The sequence below is a fragment of the Thermotoga sp. 2812B genome, from assembly GCF_000789335.1.
Classification (GTDB): Bacteria; Thermotogota; Thermotogae; order Thermotogales; family Thermotogaceae; genus Thermotoga; species Thermotoga maritima.
The window spans coordinates 1007840-1030940 of the sequence record NZ_CP003408.1; the positions used below are offsets into that span (position 1 = coordinate 1007840).

The window sequence follows — 23101 nt, forward strand, 5'->3', positions numbered from 1 at the left end:
GAAAAAGTTGTGAAAGGCCGATTGTGGAGGATGCTCTCAGAGATTGTTCCGTATACTGTTCTGAGAAGAGAAAAAATAGAAGGCTGGATTTTCTCCGATGGTGCTGTTGAGAGAATCGTGGATCCTCCCTTTGAATGGGACTTCAGCTCCGCCCCTGTCTTGTTCAGGAAAGAGATAGAGCCTTTCTCCGTCGCTGGAGGGCAGAGGGCCTACCTGAAACTCTGGTTCGGTGGGGAGACCCTTGTTCTTGTGGATGGGAAGCCTTACGGTGAGATCAACGAGTATCACAGGATGCTGAACATCACTCCACTTGCCGATGATAAACCACACACGATAGAAGCTCAGGTGATGCCAAGAGGTCTTTTTGGAAAACCAGAAAAGCCGGTGTTTACAGAAGCTTTCTTCATCGTCGTTGATGAAGCACTGATGAAGGTGGTGAAAACTCTCGAACTCACCATAAAAACGGCAGAAGTAATAGAAGATGAGTCACTTTCTAAGAAACTGCTGGACATCTCCGAGAAGTTTCTCTCGAAAGTGTGGATCCCAAGAGACACAGATACCTATCTGATGACAGCACCGGAAGATCCGGGAATAAAAGATGAGATCAAAAACACCTGGAACACACCGGAGTTCAAAGAGTTCACAGGTGTGAAGCTTTCTGAAGAGTTGAGAAATCAGATTCTGGAAGAGTTCGAAAAATTCAAAGAAAAGCTGGATAGAATAAGAAAAGACCATCCGAGTTTTGGAACGATTCACCTTGTGGGGCACGCGCACATAGACTACGCCTGGCTCTGGCCAGTTGAGGAGACGAAGAGAAAGATCCTACGCACTTTTTCGAACTCTGTGTTGCTTTCTAAACTCTATTCAGAGTTCGTTTACACTCAGTCTTCCGCTCAGATGTACGAGGATCTCAAGCAAAATTCACCAGAACTTTTCGAGGAAGTCAGAAAACTTGTAAAGGAAGGAAGATGGGAACCCGTTGGTGGCATGTGGGTGGAGTCGGACTGCAACGTTCCATCGATAGAGTCGCTTGTGAGACAGTTCTACTATGGGCAAAAATTCTTCGAAAGAGAATTCGGGAAAAAGAGCAAGGTGTGCTGGCTTCCAGACGTGTTTGGGTTTTCCTGGGTGCTTCCCCAAATTCTGAAAGAAGCCGGGATAAAATACTTCGTCACCACGAAACTCAACTGGAACGACACGAACGAGTTTCCGTACGATCTGTGCCGCTGGAGGGGAATAGATGGATCCGAAGTGATCTATTTCAGTTTCAAAAATCCCAACGAGGGGTACAACGGGAAGATAGATCCCGATACGATCTACAAAACCTGGAAGAATTTCAGGCAGAAGGATTTCACAAACAGAGTCCTTCTTTCGTTCGGCCACGGTGATGGCGGTGGCGGTCCAACCGAAGAGATGCTGGAAAATTACGAAGTTCTGAAGGATTTTCCTGGACTGCCGCGCCTTGAGATGGGAACTGTGGAAGAATTCTTCAAAAAAATGGATATCGACGGAGAACTTCCTGTGTGGGACGGAGAGCTTTACCTTGAACTTCACAGGGGAACCTACACTTCACAGTCCAGGACAAAGAAACTTCACAAAGAAGCGGAAGACAGTCTTTACCTTGCGGAATTGATTTCTGCTTTCACGGATAAAGATTTTTCTGACGAAATAGACGAACTCTGGAAGATTCTGTTGAGAAACGAATTTCACGATATTCTACCTGGTTCTTCTATAAAGGAAGTCTATAAAGATACAGAAAAAGAGCTCAGACATGTGATAGAAAAATCAAAAGACATCGTTATCGAATCTCTCAAAGTTTTTTCTTCTGAGAACGAAGAGGTTTTAACCCTTTTGAACGTTTCCTCTTTTCCAAAGAAGTGTCTTTTCTTCCTCAACGAAGATCTCGCGATTTCCTTTGAAGGAGAAGCGCTCTTGAAACAGAGAACTCACGATGGAAGGTATGTGTACTTCATAGACAGGGAGATTCCTCCGTTCACGAAAGTAGAACTGAAATTTCGCAAAGCCACGTTTGAGGAAACTCCAAGTGAGTTGAGAGAAACAAACATCATGGAGAACGAATTTCTCAGGGTGCACGTCAACGATGACGGAACAATTCAAATCTACGACAAAGAACTGGACAGGTACGTTTTCGAAGAGAAGGGAAACATCTTGAAACTTCATAAAAACATCCCTGCCTACTGGGACAACTGGGATATCGCAGAAAACGTGGAAAAGACAGGATATACCCTGAGGGCGAAAAACATAGAAAAAATAGAGTCTGGCCCTGTTCGAGAAGTGATCCGTGTCGAATACGAGGCGGAAGGAAGCAAGATTATACAACACTACACTCTCTACAAAAAGACCAGAAGGCTCGATATAGAAACGAAGGTAGACTGGCACACAAGACGAGCTCTTCTCAGAGCTTACTTCCCAACAACTGTTCTGTCGAGAAAGGCAAGGTTCGATATCTCCGGTGGTTTCATCGAAAGGCCCACACACAGAAACACCAGTTTCGAACAGGCACGTTTCGAGGTGCCGTTTCACAGGTGGATGGATCTCTCCCAGACAGACTTCGGTGTGTCTATTATGAACGACGGAAAATACGGTGGCAGTGTTCATCAGGGTACTATGGCGCTTTCACTGATAAAAGCGGGTATTTTCCCCGATTTTCTCTGTGACGAGGGTAAACACAGTTTCACCTATTCTGTCTACGTGCACCCTGGGGACAGCTTGAGAGATGTTGTAAAAGAATCAGAAGATCTCAACAGATCTTTCATCGTTCATCGCGGGGTGTTGAACCTCCCCTCTCCTTTACTGGAGATCTCTCCCCAGAATTTCCGTCTCACTTCACTGAGAAGGGTGAATGGCAAAATTGTTCTGAGGCTTGTTGAGATCTTCGGAACATCAGGAAAACTTTCCATTAAGACCCCGTGGAACGGTGAAATCTACCAGACGAACGTTCTGGAAGAGAAAAAACAGAAAGTCACCTTCCCAGTGGTTTACCATCCGTTCAAGATCTACACTTTTGTTGTAGAAGGTTGAAGGTTCAAACTTGTCACTCGAGAGCGGGGATGGCACCCCGCTCTTTGATCAACCTAATTTTTCCTGTGTAAACACCCATAAATAAAGCCTTAAACGATTCTTCTAAAATGTGTTCTTGATTTGTATCACTGTTATGTTATAAAAATAACAGGACAGAAGAAATAAATGATAAAAAGGCATGACAACAAAAAGGAGGTGAAACTATGATGATGTTCTTGCCGCCGGAAGTTGTTAGAGAGATCCACGAAGAGAGGGTAAAGAAAGCTCTCGAAAATCTCAAAGCCATCGAACTCAAAAAAGAACTCCTTGAAAAGGTAGTGAAAGAAGAAAAGAAAGTCTCCTCCAGAAGGAGGAGAAGAGAGAAAGAAACAGTCGAAGTGTAAAGATTATTTACCCGCCATCTTTAACGATCTGCCTTCCCAGATATCCTTCTTCGAGTCTTCCAGGCATCCCTCCCCTACTTTTAATCACCGAGTGCAAGTTCTATCAGATTTGAATCGAAAATGTAGGTGATCGTCGAGTCGTTGAGATAGAACGTTTCTGATGCGAATGGAGAGAGATCTGCCAGTATGGTTGAAATCTCATTATTTGCGTTTTCCATATCGTCTTCGTCTATCTCCAATTCTTCATCAGTGTTAGCGACTTCATTTTCCTCTGGAAGTTCAAAATCGGTGTACACACAAACGGTGTAAGTGGCTTTTTTCAGCTCTTCGAAATTAAAATCATCGTCTGTGATTTCAAGATTCACGAGTGTACCGGGGCAGGTTTCTCCTTCAAAGAGTGCCACAAGGCATGGTGTTCCTTCGAGTGTTTCTCCGAGTTTCCCTTCCACTTCGTACCTGTGTTCTTCTCCCTCACCAGGACCGTACTCGTTCCTTTCCCTATGGTGATAGGGAACTATAACAGGCCTGAGCAGATATTCACCATTTCCTGTGGTTGCGATTTTGAGAGATCTTGCCACATCGAAGTCGAGAACGATCGAGTCGCCGTTCTGCACTATAACAGGCTTTATGATTTTGATCTTTCTGGAAGAAACCCTAACAGTCTCTGTTGAACCGTTTGTAACAGCAGTGGCGGCATCGATGTAGAGTCTGATCCACTCGAGATTAGCGCCCTCGGGCAATTCCATCTCGAAGAACTGAACTTTAGTTCCAGCAAGTGAGAGGAGATCGAACTCATTCTCCAGCAGAGCAGCGGTAGCAGTGTACTCTTCTCCATCTAATGAGTAGTGGTATTCGGCGTTTGAAATTTTCACCAGTAATTTTTCGATGTTGAAAGTTGGGTTGTCCGTGAGATACACAGGAACTTTTACGGTGTTGGTTCCGGTTGTGAAAAGCACACATCCGGTCAGCAAACTCAGAATCAGAACTGCTCAGAGCACGTATTTCATGTTCTCACCTCAACTCACTATCATAACAATAGCAAATATGTGAACGAATTATCTATTGATATCCTGACTGTTATTATTCTTAAAAACTGAGATTTTTGTCCACAAATAAATCATCTTTTTTGATCGCATCTAACAAATACCAGCAAACAGAAACATGAATTTGGAAGAAAATGGTTTCTTTTGAAAAATATTCGCTGATACTTGTTTCTGCATCCTTCTCTTCAGATTTTGAATGAAAACATTTTCAGAATAAAATACCAGAGACAGAAAAAGTGAAGAGAGGGTGATAACGTGAAATTCGGTTATTTTGATGACGTCAACCGTGAATACGTGATCACAACTCCTCAAACTCCGTATCCATGGATAAATTATCTGGGAACGGAGGACTTCTTTTCCATCATATCTCACATGGCAGGAGGTTACTGTTTTTACAAAGACGCGAGACTCAGAAGAATAACGAGGTTCAGATACAACAACGTTCCAACGGATGCTGGAGGAAGGTACTTTTACATCAGAGAAGAAAACGGAGATTTCTGGACACCCACGTGGATGCCTGTGAGAAAAGATCTTTCCTTCTTTGAAGCGCGCCATGGTCTTGGGTACACAAAGATCACGGGTGAAAGGAACGGCCTGAGAGCCACCATCACCTACTTTGTGCCAAGACATTTCACAGGGGAAGTTCATTACCTCGTTCTGGAGAACAAAGCAGAGAAGCCAAGGAAAATAAAGCTCTTCTCCTTCATAGAGTTCTGCCTCTGGAACGCTCTCGATGATATGACCAACTTCCAGAGAAACTACAGTACGGGTGAAGTGGAAATAGAAGGTTCCGTGATTTACCACAAGACGGAATACAGAGAAAGAAGAAACCACTACGCGTTCTATTCTGTTAATCAACCAATTGATGGTTTTGACACAGACAGAGAATCCTTCATAGGTCTCTACAACGGTTTTGAAGCTCCTCAAGCGGTGGTAGAAGGAAAACCCAGAAATTCCGTCGCGAGCGGGTGGGCACCGATTGCTTCACATTACCTGGAGATAGAACTCGCTCCATCCGAAAAGAAAGAACTTATCTTCATTCTCGGGTACGTAGAGAATCCAGAGGAAGAAAAATGGGAAAAACCCGGTGTGATAAACAAAAAGCGAGCAAAAGAGATGATAGAAAAATTCAAAACAGGTGAAGATGTTGAGCACGCCCTGAAGGAACTCAAAGAATACTGGGACGACCTTCTTGGAAGAATACAGGTAGAAACCCATGACGAAAAACTCAACAGAATGGTGAACATCTGGAATCAGTACCAGTGTATGGTCACATTCAACATCTCTCGAAGCGCTTCGTACTTCGAGTCTGGTATCAGTAGAGGAATAGGTTTCAGGGACTCGAACCAGGATATCTTAGGTTTTGTTCACATGATCCCGGAGAAGGCAAGGCAGAGAATACTCGATTTGGCCTCTATCCAATTCGAGGATGGAAGCACTTACCACCAGTTCCAGCCGCTCACCAAGAAGGGCAACAACGAAATAGGAGGAGGCTTCAACGACGACCCGCTCTGGCTCATTTTCTCAACGAGCGCTTACATCAAAGAGACAGGTGACTGGAGCATACTGGACGAAGAGGTTCCCTTCGACAACGATCCGAACAAAAAGGCATCACTCTTCGAGCATCTGAAGAGATCTTTCTACTTCACTGTGAACAACCTCGGTCCCCACGGTCTTCCTTTGATAGGAAGGGCCGATTGGAACGATTGTCTCAACCTCAATTGTTTCTCGAAAGATCCCGATGAGTCTTTCCAAACAACCGTCAACGCTCTCGACGGAAGGGTAGCGGAGTCCGTCTTCATAGCGGGGCTCTTCGTTCTTGCTGGAAAAGAATTCGTGGAGATCTGCAAAAGACGAGGACTTGAAGAAGAAGCGAGAGAAGCAGAAAAACATGTGAACAAAATGATCGAGACCACTCTGAAATACGGCTGGGATGGTGAATGGTTCCTCAGGGCGTACGATGCCTTTGGGAGAAAGGTGGGAAGCAAAGAGTGTGAAGAAGGTAAGATCTTCATAGAACCACAGGGAATGTGTGTTATGGCAAGTATCGGTGTGGACAACGGATACGCGGAAAAAGCTCTCGATTCTGTCAAAAAATATCTCGACACACCCTACGGACTCGTTCTTCAGCAGCCGGCGTACAGCAGATATTACATCGAGCTTGGTGAGATCTCGAGTTACCCACCGGGCTACAAAGAAAACGCGGGGATCTTCTGTCACAACAACCCATGGGTAGCGATAGCCGAGACTGTTATAGGTAGGGGAGACAGAGCCTTTGAGATCTACAGAAAAATCACACCGGCTTATCTCGAAGACATCAGCGAAATACACAGGACTGAGCCGTACGTCTACGCTCAGATGGTTGCCGGAAAAGATGCACCGAGGCATGGAGAGGCAAAGAATTCCTGGCTCACGGGGACTGCTGCTTGGAGCTTTGTAGCGATCACTCAGCATATACTCGGGATAAGGCCTACTTACGACGGCCTGGTGGTGGATCCCTGCATCCCGAAAGAATGGGAAGGATTCAGGATCACAAGAAAGTTCAGAGGAAGCATCTACGATATAACGGTGAAGAATCTCTCTCATGTTTCCAAAGGAGTCAAAGAGATCATTGTTGATGGAAAAAAGATAGAAGGACAAGTACTTCCGGTTTTCGAGGATGGGAAGGTGCACAAGGTTGAAGTTGTGATGGGCTGACCTTTTGTTCTCCGATGATATAGTACAGACGAGGGGGTATTCCCCTCTTTTTTTGTGTGGGGAGTTTTGATAGAATAGTTAGGCACACGAATCAAAATAACAGGAGAGGTGATGAACATGAAAAAGTTCCCTGAAGATTTTATCTGGGGCGTTGCAACAGCCTCCTACCAGATCGAGGGTTCTCCCCTTGCAGACGGAGCGGGTATGTCTATCTGGCACACCTTCTCTCATACCCCTGGAAATGTAAAGAACGGTGACACGGGAGACGTGGCCTGCGATCACTACAACAGGTGGAAAGAGGACATTGAAATCATAGAGAAACTCGGAGTGAAGGCCTACAGATTTTCGATCAGCTGGCCAAGAATACTTCCGGAAGGAACAGGAAGGGTGAATCAGAAAGGACTGGATTTTTACAACAGGATCATAGACACCCTGCTGGAAAAAGGTATCACACCCTTTGTGACCATCTATCACTGGGATCTTCCCTTCGCTCTTCAGTTGAAAGGAGGATGGGCGAACAGAGAAATAGCGGATTGGTTCGCAGAATACTCAAGGGTTCTCTTTGAAAATTTCGGCGACCGTGTGAAGAACTGGATCACCTTGAACGAACCGTGGGTTGTTGCCATAGTGGGGCATCTGTACGGAGTCCACGCTCCTGGAATGAGAGATATTTACGTGGCTTTCCGAGCTGTTCACAATCTCTTGAGGGCACACGCCAAAGCGGTGAAAGTGTTCAGGGAAACTGTGAAAGATGGAAAGATCGGAATAGTTTTCAACAATGGATATTTCGAACCTGCGAGTGAAAAAGAGGAGGACATCAGAGCGGCGAGATTCATGCATCAGTTCAACAACTATCCTCTCTTTCTCAATCCGATCTACAGAGGAGATTATCCGGAGCTCGTTCTGGAATTTGCCAGAGAGTATCTACCGGAGAATTACAAAGATGACATGTCCGAGATACAGGAAAAGATCGACTTTGTTGGATTGAACTATTACTCCGGTCATTTGGTGAAGTTCGATCCAGATGCACCAGCTAAGGTCTCTTTCGTTGAAAGGGATCTTCCAAAAACAGCCATGGGATGGGAGATCGTTCCAGAAGGAATCTACTGGATCCTGAAGAAGGTGAAAGAAGAATACAACCCACCAGAGGTTTACATCACAGAGAATGGGGCTGCTTTTGACGACGTAGTTAGTGAAGATGGAAGAGTTCACGATCAAAACAGAATCGATTATTTGAAGGCCCACATTGGTCAGGCATGGAAGGCCATACAGGAGGGAGTGCCGCTTAAAGGTTACTTCGTCTGGTCGCTCCTCGACAATTTCGAATGGGCAGAGGGATACTCTAAGAGATTTGGTATTGTGTACGTGGACTACAGCACTCAAAAACGCATCATAAAAGACAGTGGTTACTGGTACTCGAACGTGGTCAAAAACAACAGTCTGGAAGATTGAAAAGGGCGGCCTGGCCGCCCTTTCTTTTTGATGTACTATTTTCCCTCCTATTTGTTCATTTCGAGTGAATATCCTCGATTATTTTCATTTAACGAAAAAAATCTCCCGTTTTCTCCTGATAACTCACTTGCAAAGAATTTAAAAGTCTGGCAAAATATCAAATAGGTTAATTTGATTACAACGTCATTTAACTGATACTTAAGGAGGTGCTTTTGCCATGAAGAAGTACTTTGTCCTGTTGCTAGCAGTTCTTCTAGTTGGTGGACTCTTCGCTGTGAAAATCACCATGACATCCGGAGGGGTTGGAAAGGAACTCGAGGTACTGAAAAAGCAGCTGGAGATGTTCCACCAGCAGTACCCAGATATCGAAGTGGAAATCATTCCGATGCCGGACAGTTCAACTGAAAGACACGATCTCTATGTCACGTACTTTGCCGCTGGAGAGACGGATCCAGACGTTCTCATGCTCGATGTGATATGGCCTGCTGAGTTTGCCCCATTCCTTGAAGATCTGACAGCAGACAAAGACTACTTCGAACTCGGTGAGTTCCTTCCCGGAACGGTGATGTCTGTCACGGTCAATGGAAGAATCGTTGCTGTTCCATGGTTCACGGATGCGGGTCTCCTTTACTACAGAAAGGACCTCCTCGAAAAGTACGGTTACGATCACGCTCCAAGAACGTGGGATGAACTCGTCGAAATGGCAAAGAAGATTTCTCAGGCTGAAGGCATCCACGGATTCGTCTGGCAGGGTGCAAGATACGAAGGCCTTGTCTGTGATTTCCTTGAATACCTCTGGTCTTTCGGTGGGGATGTGCTCGATGAGAGCGGAAAAGTTGTGATCGATTCTCCAGAAGCTGTAGCGGCTCTTCAGTTCATGGTCGATCTCATCTACAAGCACAAAGTCACCCCTGAGGGAGTTACCACCTACATGGAAGAAGACGCAAGAAGAATCTTCCAGAACGGAGAAGCTGTCTTCATGAGAAACTGGCCGTACGCTTGGTCCCTCGTGAACAGCGATGAATCTCCAATCAAAGGAAAAGTCGGAGTTGCTCCTCTTCCAATGGGTCCTGGTGGAAGAAGAGCTGCCACACTCGGTGGATGGGTCCTCGGTATAAACAAATTCTCTCCTCCTGAGGAAAAGGAAGCCGCGAAAAAGCTCATTAAATTCCTCACAAGTTACGACCAGCAGCTCTACAAAGCGATCAACGCCGGACAGAATCCAACGAGGAAAGCCGTTTACAAAGATCCAAAACTCAAAGAAGCTGCTCCATTCATGGTTGAACTTCTCGGAGTTTTCATCAACGCTCTTCCAAGACCGAGAGTTGCTAACTACACAGAAGTTTCCGATGTCATTCAGAGGTACGTGCACGCTGCTCTGACAAGACAGACAACACCGGAAGACGCAATAAAGAACATCGCAAAAGAGCTCAAATTCCTGCTTGGACAGTAACAGAGGCGAGGGGTTCTCCCCCGCCTCTTTTACTCTGTTGAAGGAGGATACAGAAAGATGGAAAAAAGAAGTGGCTGGACGGCGTTCTGGATGATACTTCCTACTATTCTCGTCATATCTATAGTGGCCTTTTTTCCTCTGTTCAAAACGTTCTACGACAGTTTCTACAGTTTCGGTTTGAGGCCCGGTATAGAGAGAAGATTCGTTGGGCTTCAGAACTATTTCAGACTCTTTGAAGACACCCGCTTCGTAATGGCCTTGAAAAACACCGTCTTTTTCACAGTGATTTCGGTTTCTCTGGAGACGGTGCTTGGTGTTCTCATCGCCATAGTTGTTCATCAGAGATTCGCGTTGAGAGGCGTTGTGAGGGCTGCTATGCTTGTTCCATGGGCGATTCCAACGGCCATTTCTTCTCAAATGTGGCGATGGATGTTCCACGATCAATTTGGAATAATGTCGAGACTCTGGGAAAAACTTGGAATAATAGAACCGGGGACCCCCATTCTCGGAACACCGGGGCTCGCCATGTGGGCGATCATATTCGTCGATGTGTGGAAAACGACTCCGTTCATGGCTCTTTTGATTCTCGCAGGCCTTCAGGTGATACCGGAGGATATCTACGAAGCGGCGAGAATCGACGGAGCAAATACAATTCAAAGATTCTTCAGAATCACTCTCCCATTGATAACGCCAACGATAGGAGTGGCACTGATTTTCAGGACACTCGACGCACTGCGCGTGTTCGATGTTGTTTATATCATGACGAGGGGCGCTGTGAACACAGAAACTCTGGCCGTTTATAACCGACACGTTTTGATGGATAGGGCTTTCACCGGTGCGTGGTTCGGATACGGTTCAGCCATATCTGTTTTCATATTCGTTCTCATATCGATCTTTGCCATACTTTACATAAAGTCCTTGAGACTGAAACTCGATTGAGGAGGGAACCCGATGAGCAGATCGATAACGCAGAGAATCCTTCTTTATATAGCTGTTGTCCTCATTCTTGTATGGTGTGTTTTTCCCCTTTATTGGGCTTTTATTTCGTCAATAAAGCCTGATCGAGATCTTTTTGAAAAGAATCCTTCTCTTTTCCCAAAAAGGGTGACTTTTGAAAACTATGTGAAGGTCTTCAAGGAAAGGCCGTTTCATATAAACATCAAAAACAGCATTATAGTAGCCGGAGTCACCACTTTTCTTGCACTCGCTATAGGCTCGCTTTCTGGTTACGCCATAGCGAGGCTCAAATTCAAAGGGAAAGTTATTGTAATGTCTTTGATCCTTGCGGTGAGCATGTTTCCACAGGTTTCTATTTTGGGATCTCTATTTTTGATCTTGAGGGGATTGAAGTTGATAAACACCTACACTGGTCTCATCATACCCTACACTGCTATGAATCTGCCTCTCACTGTCTGGGTGCTCCAGAGTTTCTTCAGGGAACTTCCAAAAGAAGTGGAGGAATCGGCGTTCATCGACGGAGCCTCTAAACTCAGAACTCTCTGGTCTATCGTGCTTCCCATGTCTGCTCCTGGTCTTGTGGCAACAGGGCTTTTGACGTTCATCGCCGCGTGGAACGAGTTTCTCTTCGCTCTCACGTTCATGCAAAAGCCGAGCCTGTACACGGTTCCTGTCGCAGTCGCTCTCTTCAAAGGAGCGTCTCAGTACGAGATACCATGGGGTCAGCTCATGGCCGCAGCTGTTATTGTCACACTTCCACTTGTGATACTCGTTTTGATTTTCCAGAACAGAATCATAGCCGGTTTGAGCGCTGGGGCTGTGAAAGGTTAATGTTGGTAAAGTTTTTGTAACCACAATTCGGATATAATCTTTGAAAGTGAAAAGAAACTTTCCGGGAGGTCTGAAAAATTGTGGAAATCTATTCCTTAAAACAGGCAAGAACCATCAACAAATTGAGAGTTCTAAACACGATAAGATTTGAGCCTGGAGTTACTCGAAACATGATATCAGAAAAAACCGGGCTCGATCCAAGTACCGTTACAAAGCTTGTGAACGAAATGAAGAAGAAAAAGATGATTTATGAAAGGGGTATACTCCCATCGAAGCTGGGGAGACACTCCAAGCGACTTTACGTGAACAAAGATTTTTCAAAGGCAATAGTGGTTGACCTTGGGGTAACACATTCCATCGTTGGAATATCGTTTTTCGATGGGTCTGTTGAAGTGGTTGACGAATTTGACACGCCCGACACACCTGAAGAATGTTTCAGGGTTTTGACAGAAAAAGTTTCCAAGTTTCCAGGTGTCTTCCCATTGATTGTGATAGGGGTTCCAGGATCTGTTGACAAGAGTCACAAGAAATTGGCATTCGCTCCAAATCTCAACAGATGGCGTGACATAGATGTAGATAAGTACTTCAAAGTGTTTGAGGTGTATTTGGAGAACGACGCTAATCTTGCGGCTCTCGCAGAAATGATGAGGAACAAGCATTTCGGAGATAGAAAGAACATCGTGTACATACTCGTCAGAGAAGGAATAGGTGGAGGCATTATCATCGAAGGGAAACTCTACAAAGGTTCTTTCAACGCAGCTGGAGAGATCGGTCACATGAAAATGTACGACAGGGGACCGTGCTTTTGTGGAAGGGTTGGATGCTGGGAGGCCAACACTTCCATTTCCCACTGCGTCCATCAGTATGAAAAGAAAAAAACTCTTCCAGGAAACACTATGTACGAAAAATTTGAAATGCTCTGCAGAATGTATGAAGAAGACCCACTGGCTAAAGAAGTACTGGATGAGTTCACAGGTATCCTCATAGATGGTATCGTAAATCTTGTGAACATTCTAAGTCCGGAGATCGTGATTGTTGGCGGAGAAGGTGTGTTTCTACCTGAGAGTGTGTTTGAGGTGATCGTGTCAGAAACGAGAAGACAAGTTCATCCGATGGATAAAGAAGTTTCCGTGGAAAAAGGTAGTCTCTCCAACAAAGAGGTGGTTCTGGAGGGAACTTCGATACTTTCTTCCATGATGATAAGTGAAAGACTGGTGTAAAATGAGGGGGGCTCCCCCTCACTTTTCTACGAGGATTCTTATCTTTCCATCACCGCATGGAATCAGGATTTGATTGTCCACTTTCACGAAATGTCCTATCTTTTGGTCGGAGACTTTCAAAGAAGTCTTCAAAGTCAGATCTGGAAAAGCAAAAATTTTGATACTTCCATTCCAGGTTCCAACAAAGAGTTCTTTTTCATCGACGAACAGAGAAGACACTGGTTCGTTCAGGTAGATCTCTTTGACTTTTGAACCCGTATCCAAACTCCAGAGAATGACCTTTCCATCTTCCCCGCCTGAGACAAGAAATTCTCCAGCGAATTTCACAGCATTCACGTTTCCTCTGTGACCTTCCAGCAGAAGTACTCTTTCTCCGGTATCTGCGGAGAGAACTTCTACGTAGCCCATCTTGTCTTTTGGATCAGAATAAGAAACTCCAAATGCGACGAATTTATTGTTCATATCAATCGTCTGAACCATTTCGTGTTCTGTGTCTTTTCTCCATATCTCTTCGAAGGATGGATAGCTGAACAGAGCGACACTTCCATCGTAGAATCCTATTGCCATTCTATCGTTTTGAAGAGCGATGTCCATTGTGCTCGTCGTGCCAACTTTGATTCTCTTCACGAGCTTTCCATTTTCCAGGTTATAAATCTTGAGTTGATTGCTATCCAGACAGGAAATGATGTTGTTTTCTACTGTCAAAAGCTTTCTGACTCCTGATAAAGCCTTTATCCTGTGTTCAGCAATCCCCTTCTCAGTGTTCCATATCAGAATTTCTCTGTCGTCACTGCCGCTCACAATGAATTTCCTGTCGCTTGATAAAGCTACTGTGTTCACCGAGAGTTGGTGACCGTAGAGAGAGTATTGAAGCTCTAAGTTGGCGTTCCACACTTTGACAGTTTTGTCCATTCCGTAGGTTGCTATGCTGCCGTCATCTGAAGAGACGAAAAGAACAAAGTTGTTATGAGCGTCGATTGATTTCACCACTTCGTTTTTCTGAATGTTCAAAACCACAGCTTTGTAGTCGTCGGCTACAAAAATGAGACTGTCATTTTCAAGAAAAGCCACATCGTTCACCGTTATGACGTGGTCGTACTGGAGGACGAGATTTCCATTCGAGGCGTTCCATACCTTTACGGTGTTTCCCCCACAGGTTGCGATCAACTGTCCATTCTCTGAGAACACGATCTTTTTAATTCCTTCAGGATAGGCCTTGAGGGGAATGGAAAATGATTGATTCGAGAGATCCCTGATCACAGCAAGTCCGTTGGCCAGTCCCACGACGTATCTGTTCTCATGGGCGGCGATTTGAACAACCGATGGTCCAAGCTTTTGAGAAGAGATTTCCCCTCCATCTGGGAAAGACCATACTCTCACGGTTCCATCAAAGGAGGCGCTCAGGATTTTACTGCCCGCCACTGCGACGGAAGAAACACCTTTCATGTGACCTTTGAGGAGTTTTATTTCACCTGTTTCCAGATTCGTCACACCAACTGTTTTGTCGTCCGAAGCGCTCACGATAAACCCGTTTTCAAAGGTTACTTCGTTTACTCTGTTGTCGTGGACTTTGAAAGCTCTGTAATAGGATCCGTCTTTGTAAACGATGATTTCACCGTTTCCCGTTCCAAGTAAGAGATAACCATCTTTGAATGCTAAAGATGAAATGTCGCTGAATCCCAGCACCTTCTCGAGTTTGAATGTTTGAGAGAAAATCAGGATCGATACAACGACTAAAACCAGTGTCAGTGATTTTTTCATCGGCTCACCCTCCTGAAATTAGGTTTCAAAGCCCCAGCTCACGCTGGGGCTTGACCATTGAGATTTTACAACTTTTCACTCTCTGTACAGAACGTACGCGGAAAGCGGATCGAGTTCTATTGTTCCTTCGACGGTTTCTATCACTTCTGTTCCGGCTTTCTGGCTGTTCACAACCACATTCCATTTTCCTTCTGGCAGTTTGTATGTTGTCTTCTCTAAGTTTCCATTGTAAATCACCACGATGTCTTTCCAGGGATCACCACCTGCGTGGTCTTTAAGCATGAACGCAACTATTCTTCTCCCGCCCGGGAGAAATTCCAGGTGTTTTTTGATCTCTTCAGCGTTTTTCAGCCTGAAAGCAGGGTGTTCTTTTCTGAGTTTTATGAGACCCTTGTGGTAATTGAACACGTCTATGAACTGAAGTTTTCTTTCGTAATCGAAGCCGTTTATCGAGATAGGGGCGTTGTAGGAGTTGTCGTTGAAATTCTTCGTCCTGCAGAAGTCCTGCCCTCCGTGGAGGAAAGGAACACCTTGAGAAGTGAGAAGTATCGCACCAGCCAGTTTCTGGGCGTTTTTCAGTTCTTCTTCGGTCCATTCCTTTTTCTTATCAGCTTTGGCGGCAAGGTAGTTCTTGTCCCACAGTGTGTGGTTGTCGTGACACGCTGCGTAGTTTATAGTTTCTTCTGGATCAAGGGCGAAACTTTTGATGAGTTTTCCGTCGTAGTTTATGCTTCCAACAACACCACTTTTGATCTTGGTTTCCTTTCCGTATCCTCCCATGACGAATCCCTTGACGCTCGGGTTGAACACGGAACCCCTTATTGCGTCTCTGAACTCATCGTTGAAAGCTGCCACGTGTGTGCCGGCGACATCGCTCTTTCCAAACCTGATCGGTGCTCCCCATCCACCCCACGGTTCGCCGTAGAGAATGATTGTTGGATCGATTTTATGAAGAGCTCTTTCGACTTCGAGCATTGTCTTTTTGTCGATGAGGCACATTTGATCGAATCTGAAGCCGTCTATGTGATACTCCTTTACCCAGTAGGTGACGGTATCGACTATGAATTTTCTCATCATGGGTCTTTCGCTTGCAATGACGTTACCACATCCGCTTTCGTTCAAATAGGCACCTGTCTTGTCGATTCTGTAGAAGTAGTATGGCACCGTCTGATCGAACGCAGAGAGTTCACCTATACCGTAGGTGTGCGGGAACACCATGTCCATGATCACACCTATACCGTGTTTGTGAAGTGCTTTGACCATTTCTTTGACTTCTCTGATTCTCGTGTGTGGATTTTTGGGATCGGTTGAGTATCTGCCCTCTGGAACCATGAACAGGTAAGGATCGTAACCCCAGTTGTAGTATTTTTCAAAATCTTTATCGAGTTCGTCGCCTGTGTAGAAATCAAAGAAAGGAAGTATGTGAACGTGTGTGACACCGAGTTCTATGAGGTGTGAAAGGCCTGTTGTCACACCGCCTGGTCCCTTTGTGTTTTCTTCGGTGAGTCCGAGGTAGAGGCCTTTGTTTTTGACTCCGGAGTTTTCGAGCCCTGTGATGTCCGCTATGTGTATTTCATAGATTATCGCGTCTTCGTATCCTTCGATTTTCGGTCCCCTGTCGTTTTCCCATCCTTCTGGGTTTGTCCTGGCAAGATTCACAACGGCGCTCTTTTTGCTGTTTGCGTAAACCGCTTTCGAATAAGGATCGACGGTTGTTCTGATCTTTCCGTAGTTTTCCAGCTGATAGAGGTAGAACACTCCGTCGAGATCGCCTTCAACAACCGCTTCCCAGACCCCGTTTCCCTTGTATTCCATGTTCACAACCTGGTACGGTTCTGTGTCTTCTCCATTCTTGAAGAGAAGCACCTTTACCCACTTAGAAACGGGAGACCAGACTCTGAATATTGTTTTCTCTGGAGAATATATGGCTCCGAGCTCTCCATCGTAATAGTAGTTGTCCAGAATCTCCATCATGATGACCCTTGCCGGTTTGTAGCCTTCTATGATCAGTTCCACGTCTTTTCTGAGGTCTTCTTCTTTCAGGGATTCAGAAAGGACGATTCTCACGTAGTTCGTCACGTCTATATCCGTGGGATCGGCCTTTTCCACCTTTGAAACGGGAATCTCTTTTCCGTCAACGGTGACTTTGAAGAGTTCTTTCTTTTTCGTATCCACGGGATTGGTCAAGAACGCTTCGATCACCTTGTTCGACCTTGCCTGTGTGAAGAAGACTCTGGGAGATGTGTCTGGTTTTTCGTAGAAAATCTCTTCCACTCCCTGGAGTATCCACACTTCAGCCTTTCCGTCTTTTATCTCTATGAATCTGTCTTTGACCACGTCTTTTGCCTGCCACTCGTTCAGCCTCACTATGATCCCCACCTTTGTAAGATCCATTGGTAATTTCACTACTGCTACTTTACCAAAATCGTCCTCATCTGTGAACTGGTAAGCTTTCCCTTCCTGAGACACAGGCTCCACGGGCCATATCCAGAGATTCCAGCCATCGTACTTTCCGTCGTATCTGTGATAGTGGACTACGATGGTGGTTTCTGAGAATATCAAAGCGGAAAGGAGGAGAACAAGTAACAACCAAAGTTTAGTTTTCACCTTGGATCACCTCGCAATCAGAAGTTGACTTCACCTTGGAAATCCAGATAGATGTTCTTGTATGCGTCGTAAGTTACTCCAAGTTTTGCGCTTGCGAATTCGTTTCTGAGCTCCCCAAAGACGGTTATTTTGTCGGGGTCGTTTTCGAAGTTGTTGTAGTCTCCGTATCTGTAGGCCACTCCGAGGACGTAAGTATCATCGAAAACGTACCCTGCGCTTACCGTATACGTTTTATTGTTGAAGTTGTAGTCTCCGTAGAGTTCCAGGTTGAAGAGTTCAACACTTGCTTTGAGGAATCCTTTGTCTTCTGAAGATGTTTTTTCATAGTACAGGTAGTTGACATCGAAGTTGTCCGAATCGACTTCGAGGTTCACAAAGTAAAGAACGGGCTTGGCGAAGATCAGGCCAGTCCAGACGGTTGTTTTTGCTCCAAGAAAGTCAAACGATAAGAAGCCTGCGAGGTCTATTTTTTCTACCCCAAGCAAGTAATTACTTCCAAAGTAAGTACCGAAACTTTCTCCCGAAACTCCTATCAAAAATCTTTCCTTTTCCGCGTTTGTGTCAAAAGCGACATCAGCTGTGAACTTGTAGGAAAGGAAAGAAATACCGAGACCAAAACCTGTTTCGGCGAACCATTCTTCGTAAGGCTTCCCTTCCACCAGAGATGCCACGTTGTAGTGTCCGAAAACCTCGAAACCGTCCTTTTCCACTTTTATGTTCGCGCTGTCCAAGAAAGAGCCTTCCGGTTTGAAATTCAAGGTTGCTTTCAAGAAGTCGGTTTTTACACCGAGAGTGAGTTCATGGGAGCTTTCGAGAGATTTGAGGAAGGTATCCGTTGCGTATTTGTAAGTCAGATCGATGGAGTATTTCCCGAAGAACGGAGTCTCACTCTCGGAACTCTGCTCCAGAGGTTTTATGACGAGTTTTCCATCCTCTTCAGAGAGCATGAAAGCGCCGTTTTTTCCGCCGAATCCATCCGGGACGTAGGAAGGTGCGTTGGGATCTTCCTGCCAGACCTGACTTCCCACTATTGTGAAGACGTATTTGTACTGATAAGTGCCGGGATTGAGCTTGATTCTTGCCACCCAGAGGTCTCCTTCTCTTTCCATTGGATTCGCTGTGGTGCTCCAGTTGTTGAAGCTTCCCGCAACGTAAGCCTCGGAAGCTTCTGGCTTTCTAACAACGAAGACGACAAAACCGTCTTCCACGCTGAGTCCTTCTTTCAGCTCGGATTTTTCAGCTTCTTCTAGTTCGGCTTCTGCGGTTTCTTGCTGAGCGACTTCGGGTGCTTCTTCTGAAGTCTCTTCTTGGACAGTTTCCTCGATGGGAGATTTTACCTTCAGTTCTCCGTTTTCTTCGTAAACTTCGAAAACACCGTTCTTTCCTCCAAAACCGTCATCGACGAAGGCGAAGGCGTTGGGGTCGGTTACCCACTCTTCACCGTTCACAACGAACTTGTATTCATACACTCCGGGACCAAGTTCCAGTACTCCTTCCCACCATCCGTCTCCAAGTGGGTACATCTCTATTTCTTCTGCGTTCCAGTTGTTGAAACTTCCAGCTATGGTTAAAAATTCTGCTTCGGGATTGTAGTACCTGAAAACTACTACACCATCTTCGATGAAAATGGTGTCTTCCCTGTCGGGGTTGGGCTCGTATTTCTTTGATTTTTCTTTCTTCTGAGGACCAACGATGAAGAGCTGTCCGTCTTTTTCTACCAGTGTGAATATTCCGTTGTAGCCTCCGAAACCATCGTCCACGTATCCGGGTGCGTTGGGGTCTTCTTTCCACGTAGTTCCATCTATCACGTATTTGTATTGATACGTTCCTGGTTTGAGTTCAAGTTCCGCTCTCCAAAGACCGGGTTCCACCTCTTCCATTGGAAGCGCTGTTGGACTCCAGTTGTTGAAGGTTCCCGCGAGGTACACCACCTTGGCTCCTTTCCACTCGAAGGTGAAAACCACTTTTCCGTTTTCTACAAAGACATCAGAAAATACGAAAACACTCAGCAAAAGCACAGAGAGAATGAGAAGTTTTTTCATACCTTAGACACCTCCTTACCACCACGTCGAATATTCAAGAGAGATTTTCTTGACGAAGTTTATCTGGCTGGAGAAATCGCCATCGCCAAGAGAGAGTTTGAACTCGGACTTTTCATCCGTGAACTTCAGCTCGTAGTAGGCTGTGTACGCCTCTGTGTAGAGAGTGTTCAGATACTGCCACTTCGCGAAGAAGTTGACACTGCCGAAGTTTCTCCACAGTTCCGCGTAGAATACCTCACCCATCGCGCTTGTGGAATCGTGGGCTGGTTTGCCGAACTTGTAAGAGATCTTTCCATTGAAGCCGATGAAGCTGAAGTTCTTTCCAACTTCCATTCCGAAGTCATCCCAGTTGAGAATGTCAGAATCGAATTTCGTTCCTTCTTTCCAGGCCTTGAACCAGACATCACCGGAAGAGTACTCGACACCGTATTTGGGAATCTTCGATGTGAACTTGTAATCAAACCAAAGCTTGAAGTCGCCGAATGTCGTCCAGAGGTTCGCGAGTATCTCACCTTCGAGATCGTTGTCGTTCACGTAGTCACAGTAGTCAAGGTGTGTTTCTGAACCTACTCCGGTGAGTTTCACTCCGTGTTTCCAGTCCGTGGTTGAAATTCCAAACATGTAGAAGAAATTGTTTGATCCTATCTTTTCCTCGTTCTCATAACTCACACCGAATTCTCCAAAATACCTGAGGTCTGGTTCCCAGTTGAAATCGAAGTACATGTCGTTTACTGTGGAGCGTTTCCCGAGCATCGCACTGAAGTAGAAGTTCGAAAGATTTCCTCGGTACTGGAGATAAGAAACATCTCCTGTGGTCACACCTCTGAAACCGAAAAGCTCGATTTCAAGTCCGTTTCTGGAATCGTCGAAGCTGTAGATTCCGAGCCAGTCACCTGTAGATCCAAAGATTCTGTTGTAGTAAGCCTTGAGGTCCACCAGATCTGTATCGAGGGCGATGTATCCGGAGTCGAGTCTCAAATCTTTGGTTGTGAACTCACCGGAAAGACTGTTCCCCGAGAGGTACAGCTCAGTGTAGCTGGATCCGCTCTGGTTTTCCAGATCGTAGGAGTAACCCACCTTGAAAGAACCCGTTGGCGAAAAGGAGAACACGTAAGAAAACGCAAGAAGACACATTATCAAAACAGCGAGTTTTTTCATATTCCTCACCTCACTCCACATAGGCTTGAAGTGTGCTTGTTTTCGGATCGAATTCTATGACGAGAGTTCCGTCTTTGTCCGCGGTGAAGACAGCGTCCTGATTTTCTCTAGCGTTGTAGCTGGTTCCATCGAACTGCTCCTCGTAAGGAGTCCAGTCGGTGTTTCTTGCGATTTTGTATTTTATCGTTTCACCGTAGGAGACGGAGTAGCCTGTGTTCAAAACGAATTTTCCATCCTGATAGGTCATCTCTTCGTGCTGCCAGTTATTGAAATCTCCCGCACAGTACCAGGGAGGCGTTTCTTTTTCAGAGTCTCCCACTCCTTTTGCTGTGTCGTTTTCCATCAGGTTCGGTGTTGCATAAACAGTGACGGTGGTTCCAACGAGCTGCTTCCAAAGAGGAATCCCGGAAGTGTTCTTCACCGGTTTTCCGTTTTCAACAACCACAACCTGATACCAGGCAATGTCGTTTTCAAAGTTCAAAGCAGAAGAAGGGAGCTCCAGGGTGTAGAAGTCACCCTGAAGCGCCATTTTGTACTCTGGATTCGGCACACCATTTGAGAAATTTCCAACCACATAAACACCATCCGGTAGTTTTATGTTGAGCAGCGTCATACATCCAGAGAGAATCATGATCAACAAAAGAGAAAGGATCAACTTCTTCAAGATACTCACCCCCTCAGTTCACGTTGAGAACATAGAGACTAGTGAATGTATCAGAGTCACTCCATTCATCACCTGAGTTGTCACTGACCGCAAAATCATCCGCTGTCGTAAAAAGAGCGAATGAATATTTCGTAGACAACGGGGTATTTTGCTTCTTCAACGTTACTAGAAACGGAAGTTGAATCACCTGTGTTTGTGCTATTTGAATGTGGATCACTCGAAACTGAAGATTGACTCACGGACGTTTGAAAGCAGGAGGTGACAAAGAATAAAAAAGCTAGAACAATCAATAAAAAGGACTTTTTCACAACCTTTCCTCCTCTTTTCAAAACATTCCATGATCAATAAATTAACACAAATCCGTCTGTTTATATTAACACTCAATTCATAACGTGTCAATATGGTTAACGGAACTTCGACATCTCTGAATGGAATATTTGATGAGTAATTGAAAATCTCCAGTTCGAATCCAGATTGACACCACGAAAAATCGGTGTTAAAATCCTTAGTGAAACATTTTGTGAATTTTCTGACAGTAAACTCTTTGAAACTCTTTGTAATCTAAAGGAGGTGTCCATGGTGAAGAGACTGCTCGTTTTAATGCTTGTTGTGGTTTCTGCTCTAATGTTAGCTCAGACAAAGCTCACTATCTGGTGTTCTGAAAAGCAGGTTGACATTCTCCAGAAACTCGGGGAAGAATTCAAGGCTAAGTACGGAATTCCCGTCGAAGTTCAGTACGTCGATTTTGGAAGCATCAAATCCAAATTCCTAACGGCGGCTCCGCAGGGACAGGGCGCAGACATCATTGTTGGAGCGCACGACTGGATAGGAGAACTCGCCGTTAACGGTTTGATCGAACCCATCCCCAACTTCTCTGACTTAAAGAATTTCTACGACACAGCTCTCAAGGCTTTCTCTTACGGAGGGAAACTCTACGGAGTACCGTACGCCATGGAAGCGGTTGCTCTCATCTACAACAAGGACTACGTTGATTCTGTTCCTAAGACCATGGACGAGCTCATAGAAAAAGCAAAACAGATAGATGAGGAGTACGGAGGAGAAGTCAGAGGTTTCATCTACGATGTTGCTAACTTCTACTTCTCTGCGCCGTTCATCCTGGGTTACGGAGGATACGTCTTCAAGGAAACACCCCAGGGACTCGACGTGACAGACATTGGACTCGCGAACGAAGGAGCAGTCAAAGGTGCGAAACTCATAAAGAGAATGATCGATGAAGGTGTTCTCACCCCGGGTGACAACTACGGAACTATGGATTCCATGTTTAAAGAAGGTCTCGCAGCTATGATCATCAACGGACCGTGGGCTATAAAATCCTACAAAGATGCAGGTATAAACTACGGAGTCGCTCCTATTCCTGAGCTCGAGCCGGGTGTTCCTGCCAAACCGTTTGTTGGTGTTCAGGGATTCATGATCAATGCCAAGTCTCCAAACAAAGTGATCGCTATGGAATTTCTCACGAACTTCATTGCGAGAAAAGAAACCATGTACAAGATATACCTCGCAGATCCAAGGCTTCCTGCGAGAAAAGATGTTCTTGAACTCGTCAAAGACAATCCCGATGTTGTTGCGTTCACCCAGAGTGCTTCCATGGGAACACCGATGCCAAACGTGCCGGAAATGGCTCCTGTCTGGTCTGCCATGGGAGACGCTCTCAGCATCATTATCAACGGACAGGCCAGTGTCGAAGATGCTCTCAAAGAGGCTGTGGAAAAAATCAAGGCACAGATAGAAAAATAATTCGAAGTGCTATCATTAGTCAAAGAAGAGGGG

Annotated in this window: 15 protein-coding genes; 9 read left to right on the forward strand and 6 right to left on the reverse strand. The window is 45.3% G+C overall.

Annotated elements, in window-relative coordinates:
• Nucleotides 1-9: 9 nt before the first annotated feature.
• The gene (locus T2812B_RS05030) at nucleotides 10-3042 is read left to right on the forward strand and encodes an alpha-mannosidase (protein ID WP_008194307.1); all 3033 of its coding nucleotides are present in this window, start codon (nucleotides 10-12) and stop codon (nucleotides 3040-3042) included.
• A 203-nt stretch (nucleotides 3043-3245) separates the two neighbouring features.
• On the forward strand, nucleotides 3246-3425 hold the full coding sequence (locus tag T2812B_RS05035) for a hypothetical protein (RefSeq protein ID WP_012310848.1): 180 nt from the start codon (nucleotides 3246-3248) through the stop codon (nucleotides 3423-3425).
• Between the two features lie 80 nt (nucleotides 3426-3505).
• Here T2812B_RS05035 and T2812B_RS05040 read toward each other — a convergent pair whose 3' ends face one another.
• Complete coding sequence (locus T2812B_RS05040; protein ID WP_008194318.1) at nucleotides 3506-4381, reverse strand: DUF4382 domain-containing protein; 876 nt, start codon at nucleotides 4379-4381, stop codon at nucleotides 3506-3508.
• A gap of 342 nt (nucleotides 4382-4723) precedes the next feature.
• Between T2812B_RS05040 and T2812B_RS05045 the strand changes: the two genes are divergently transcribed.
• The 6 genes from T2812B_RS05045 to T2812B_RS05070 all read left to right on the forward strand — a co-directional run bounded on the left by T2812B_RS05045 (nucleotide 4724) and on the right by T2812B_RS05070 (nucleotide 13078).
• Nucleotides 4724-7165 carry a GH36-type glycosyl hydrolase domain-containing protein gene (locus T2812B_RS05045; protein ID WP_008194321.1) on the forward strand — a complete coding sequence of 814 codons (2442 nt, stop codon included), beginning with the start codon at nucleotides 4724-4726 and terminating at the stop codon, nucleotides 7163-7165.
• Between the two features lie 111 nt (nucleotides 7166-7276).
• Nucleotides 7277-8617 carry a GH1 family beta-glucosidase gene (locus tag T2812B_RS05050; RefSeq protein WP_038050927.1) on the forward strand — a complete coding sequence of 447 codons (1341 nt, stop codon included), beginning with the start codon at nucleotides 7277-7279 and terminating at the stop codon, nucleotides 8615-8617.
• 217 nt (nucleotides 8618-8834) lie between these two features.
• Nucleotides 8835-10070, forward strand: a complete 1236-nt coding sequence (locus tag T2812B_RS05055) for an ABC transporter substrate-binding protein (protein ID WP_008194326.1) — start codon at nucleotides 8835-8837, stop codon at nucleotides 10068-10070.
• A gap of 57 nt (nucleotides 10071-10127) precedes the next feature.
• Nucleotides 10128-11009: a carbohydrate ABC transporter permease gene (locus tag T2812B_RS05060; protein ID WP_008194328.1), complete on the forward strand. Its 882-nt coding sequence runs from the start codon at nucleotides 10128-10130 to the stop codon at nucleotides 11007-11009.
• 12 nt (nucleotides 11010-11021) lie between these two features.
• Nucleotides 11022-11858, forward strand: a complete 837-nt coding sequence (locus tag T2812B_RS05065; protein ID WP_008194330.1) for a carbohydrate ABC transporter permease — start codon at nucleotides 11022-11024, stop codon at nucleotides 11856-11858.
• Nucleotides 11859-11938: 80 nt separating this feature from the next.
• Complete coding sequence (locus tag T2812B_RS05070) at nucleotides 11939-13078, forward strand: ROK family transcriptional regulator (RefSeq protein ID WP_008194332.1); 1140 nt, start codon at nucleotides 11939-11941, stop codon at nucleotides 13076-13078.
• A gap of 18 nt (nucleotides 13079-13096) precedes the next feature.
• On the opposite strand, the gene T2812B_RS05075 is transcribed toward T2812B_RS05070, so the two are convergent.
• From T2812B_RS05075 to T2812B_RS05095, 5 genes are all read right to left on the reverse strand, one after another.
• Nucleotides 13097-14839, reverse strand: a complete 1743-nt coding sequence (locus T2812B_RS05075) for a WD40 repeat domain-containing protein (protein WP_008194333.1) — start codon at nucleotides 14837-14839, stop codon at nucleotides 13097-13099.
• A gap of 75 nt (nucleotides 14840-14914) precedes the next feature.
• Nucleotides 14915-17446, reverse strand: a complete 2532-nt coding sequence (pulA, locus tag T2812B_RS05080) for a type I pullulanase (RefSeq protein WP_039454540.1) — start codon at nucleotides 17444-17446, stop codon at nucleotides 14915-14917.
• Nucleotides 17447-17463: 17 nt separating this feature from the next.
• Nucleotides 17464-19488 carry a glycogen-binding domain-containing protein gene (locus T2812B_RS05085; RefSeq protein WP_008194338.1) on the reverse strand — a complete coding sequence of 675 codons (2025 nt, stop codon included), beginning with the start codon at nucleotides 19486-19488 and terminating at the stop codon, nucleotides 17464-17466.
• 15 nt (nucleotides 19489-19503) lie between these two features.
• Complete coding sequence (locus T2812B_RS05090; protein ID WP_008194339.1) at nucleotides 19504-20646, reverse strand: hypothetical protein; 1143 nt, start codon at nucleotides 20644-20646, stop codon at nucleotides 19504-19506.
• Between the two features lie 10 nt (nucleotides 20647-20656).
• On the reverse strand, nucleotides 20657-21310 hold the full coding sequence (locus T2812B_RS05095; protein WP_008194341.1) for a hypothetical protein: 654 nt from the start codon (nucleotides 21308-21310) through the stop codon (nucleotides 20657-20659).
• A 579-nt stretch (nucleotides 21311-21889) separates the two neighbouring features.
• Here T2812B_RS05095 and malE point away from each other — a divergent pair.
• Nucleotides 21890-23068, forward strand: coding sequence for a maltose/maltodextrin ABC transporter substrate-binding protein MalE (malE, locus tag T2812B_RS05100; RefSeq protein WP_008194343.1), 1179 nt, complete (start codon nucleotides 21890-21892; stop codon nucleotides 23066-23068).
• Nucleotides 23069-23101 lie beyond the last annotated feature (33 nt).

What these genes read in the sequence shown, in the direction of transcription:
- T2812B_RS05050 (WP_038050927.1), top strand. Translation starts at nt 7,277, where the DNA reads ATGAACATGAAAAAGTTCCCTGAAGATTTTATCTGGGGCGTTGCAACA.
- T2812B_RS05060 (WP_008194328.1), top strand. Translation starts at nt 10,128, where the DNA reads ATGGAAAAAAGAAGTGGCTGGACGGCGTTCTGGATGATACTTCCTACT.
- T2812B_RS05035 (WP_012310848.1), top strand. Translation starts at nt 3,246, where the DNA reads ATGATGATGTTCTTGCCGCCGGAAGTTGTTAGAGAGATCCACGAAGAG.
- T2812B_RS05065 (WP_008194330.1), top strand. Translation starts at nt 11,022, where the DNA reads ATGAGCAGATCGATAACGCAGAGAATCCTTCTTTATATAGCTGTTGTC.
- T2812B_RS05075 (WP_008194333.1), bottom strand. Translation starts at nt 14,839, where the DNA reads ATGAAAAAATCACTGACACTGGTTTTAGTCGTTGTATCGATCCTGATT.
- T2812B_RS05085 (WP_008194338.1), bottom strand. Translation starts at nt 19,488, where the DNA reads ATGAAAAAACTTCTCATTCTCTCTGTGCTTTTGCTGAGTGTTTTCGTA.
- T2812B_RS05090 (WP_008194339.1), bottom strand. Translation starts at nt 20,646, where the DNA reads ATGAAAAAACTCGCTGTTTTGATAATGTGTCTTCTTGCGTTTTCTTAC.
- T2812B_RS05055 (WP_008194326.1), top strand. Translation starts at nt 8,835, where the DNA reads ATGAAGAAGTACTTTGTCCTGTTGCTAGCAGTTCTTCTAGTTGGTGGA.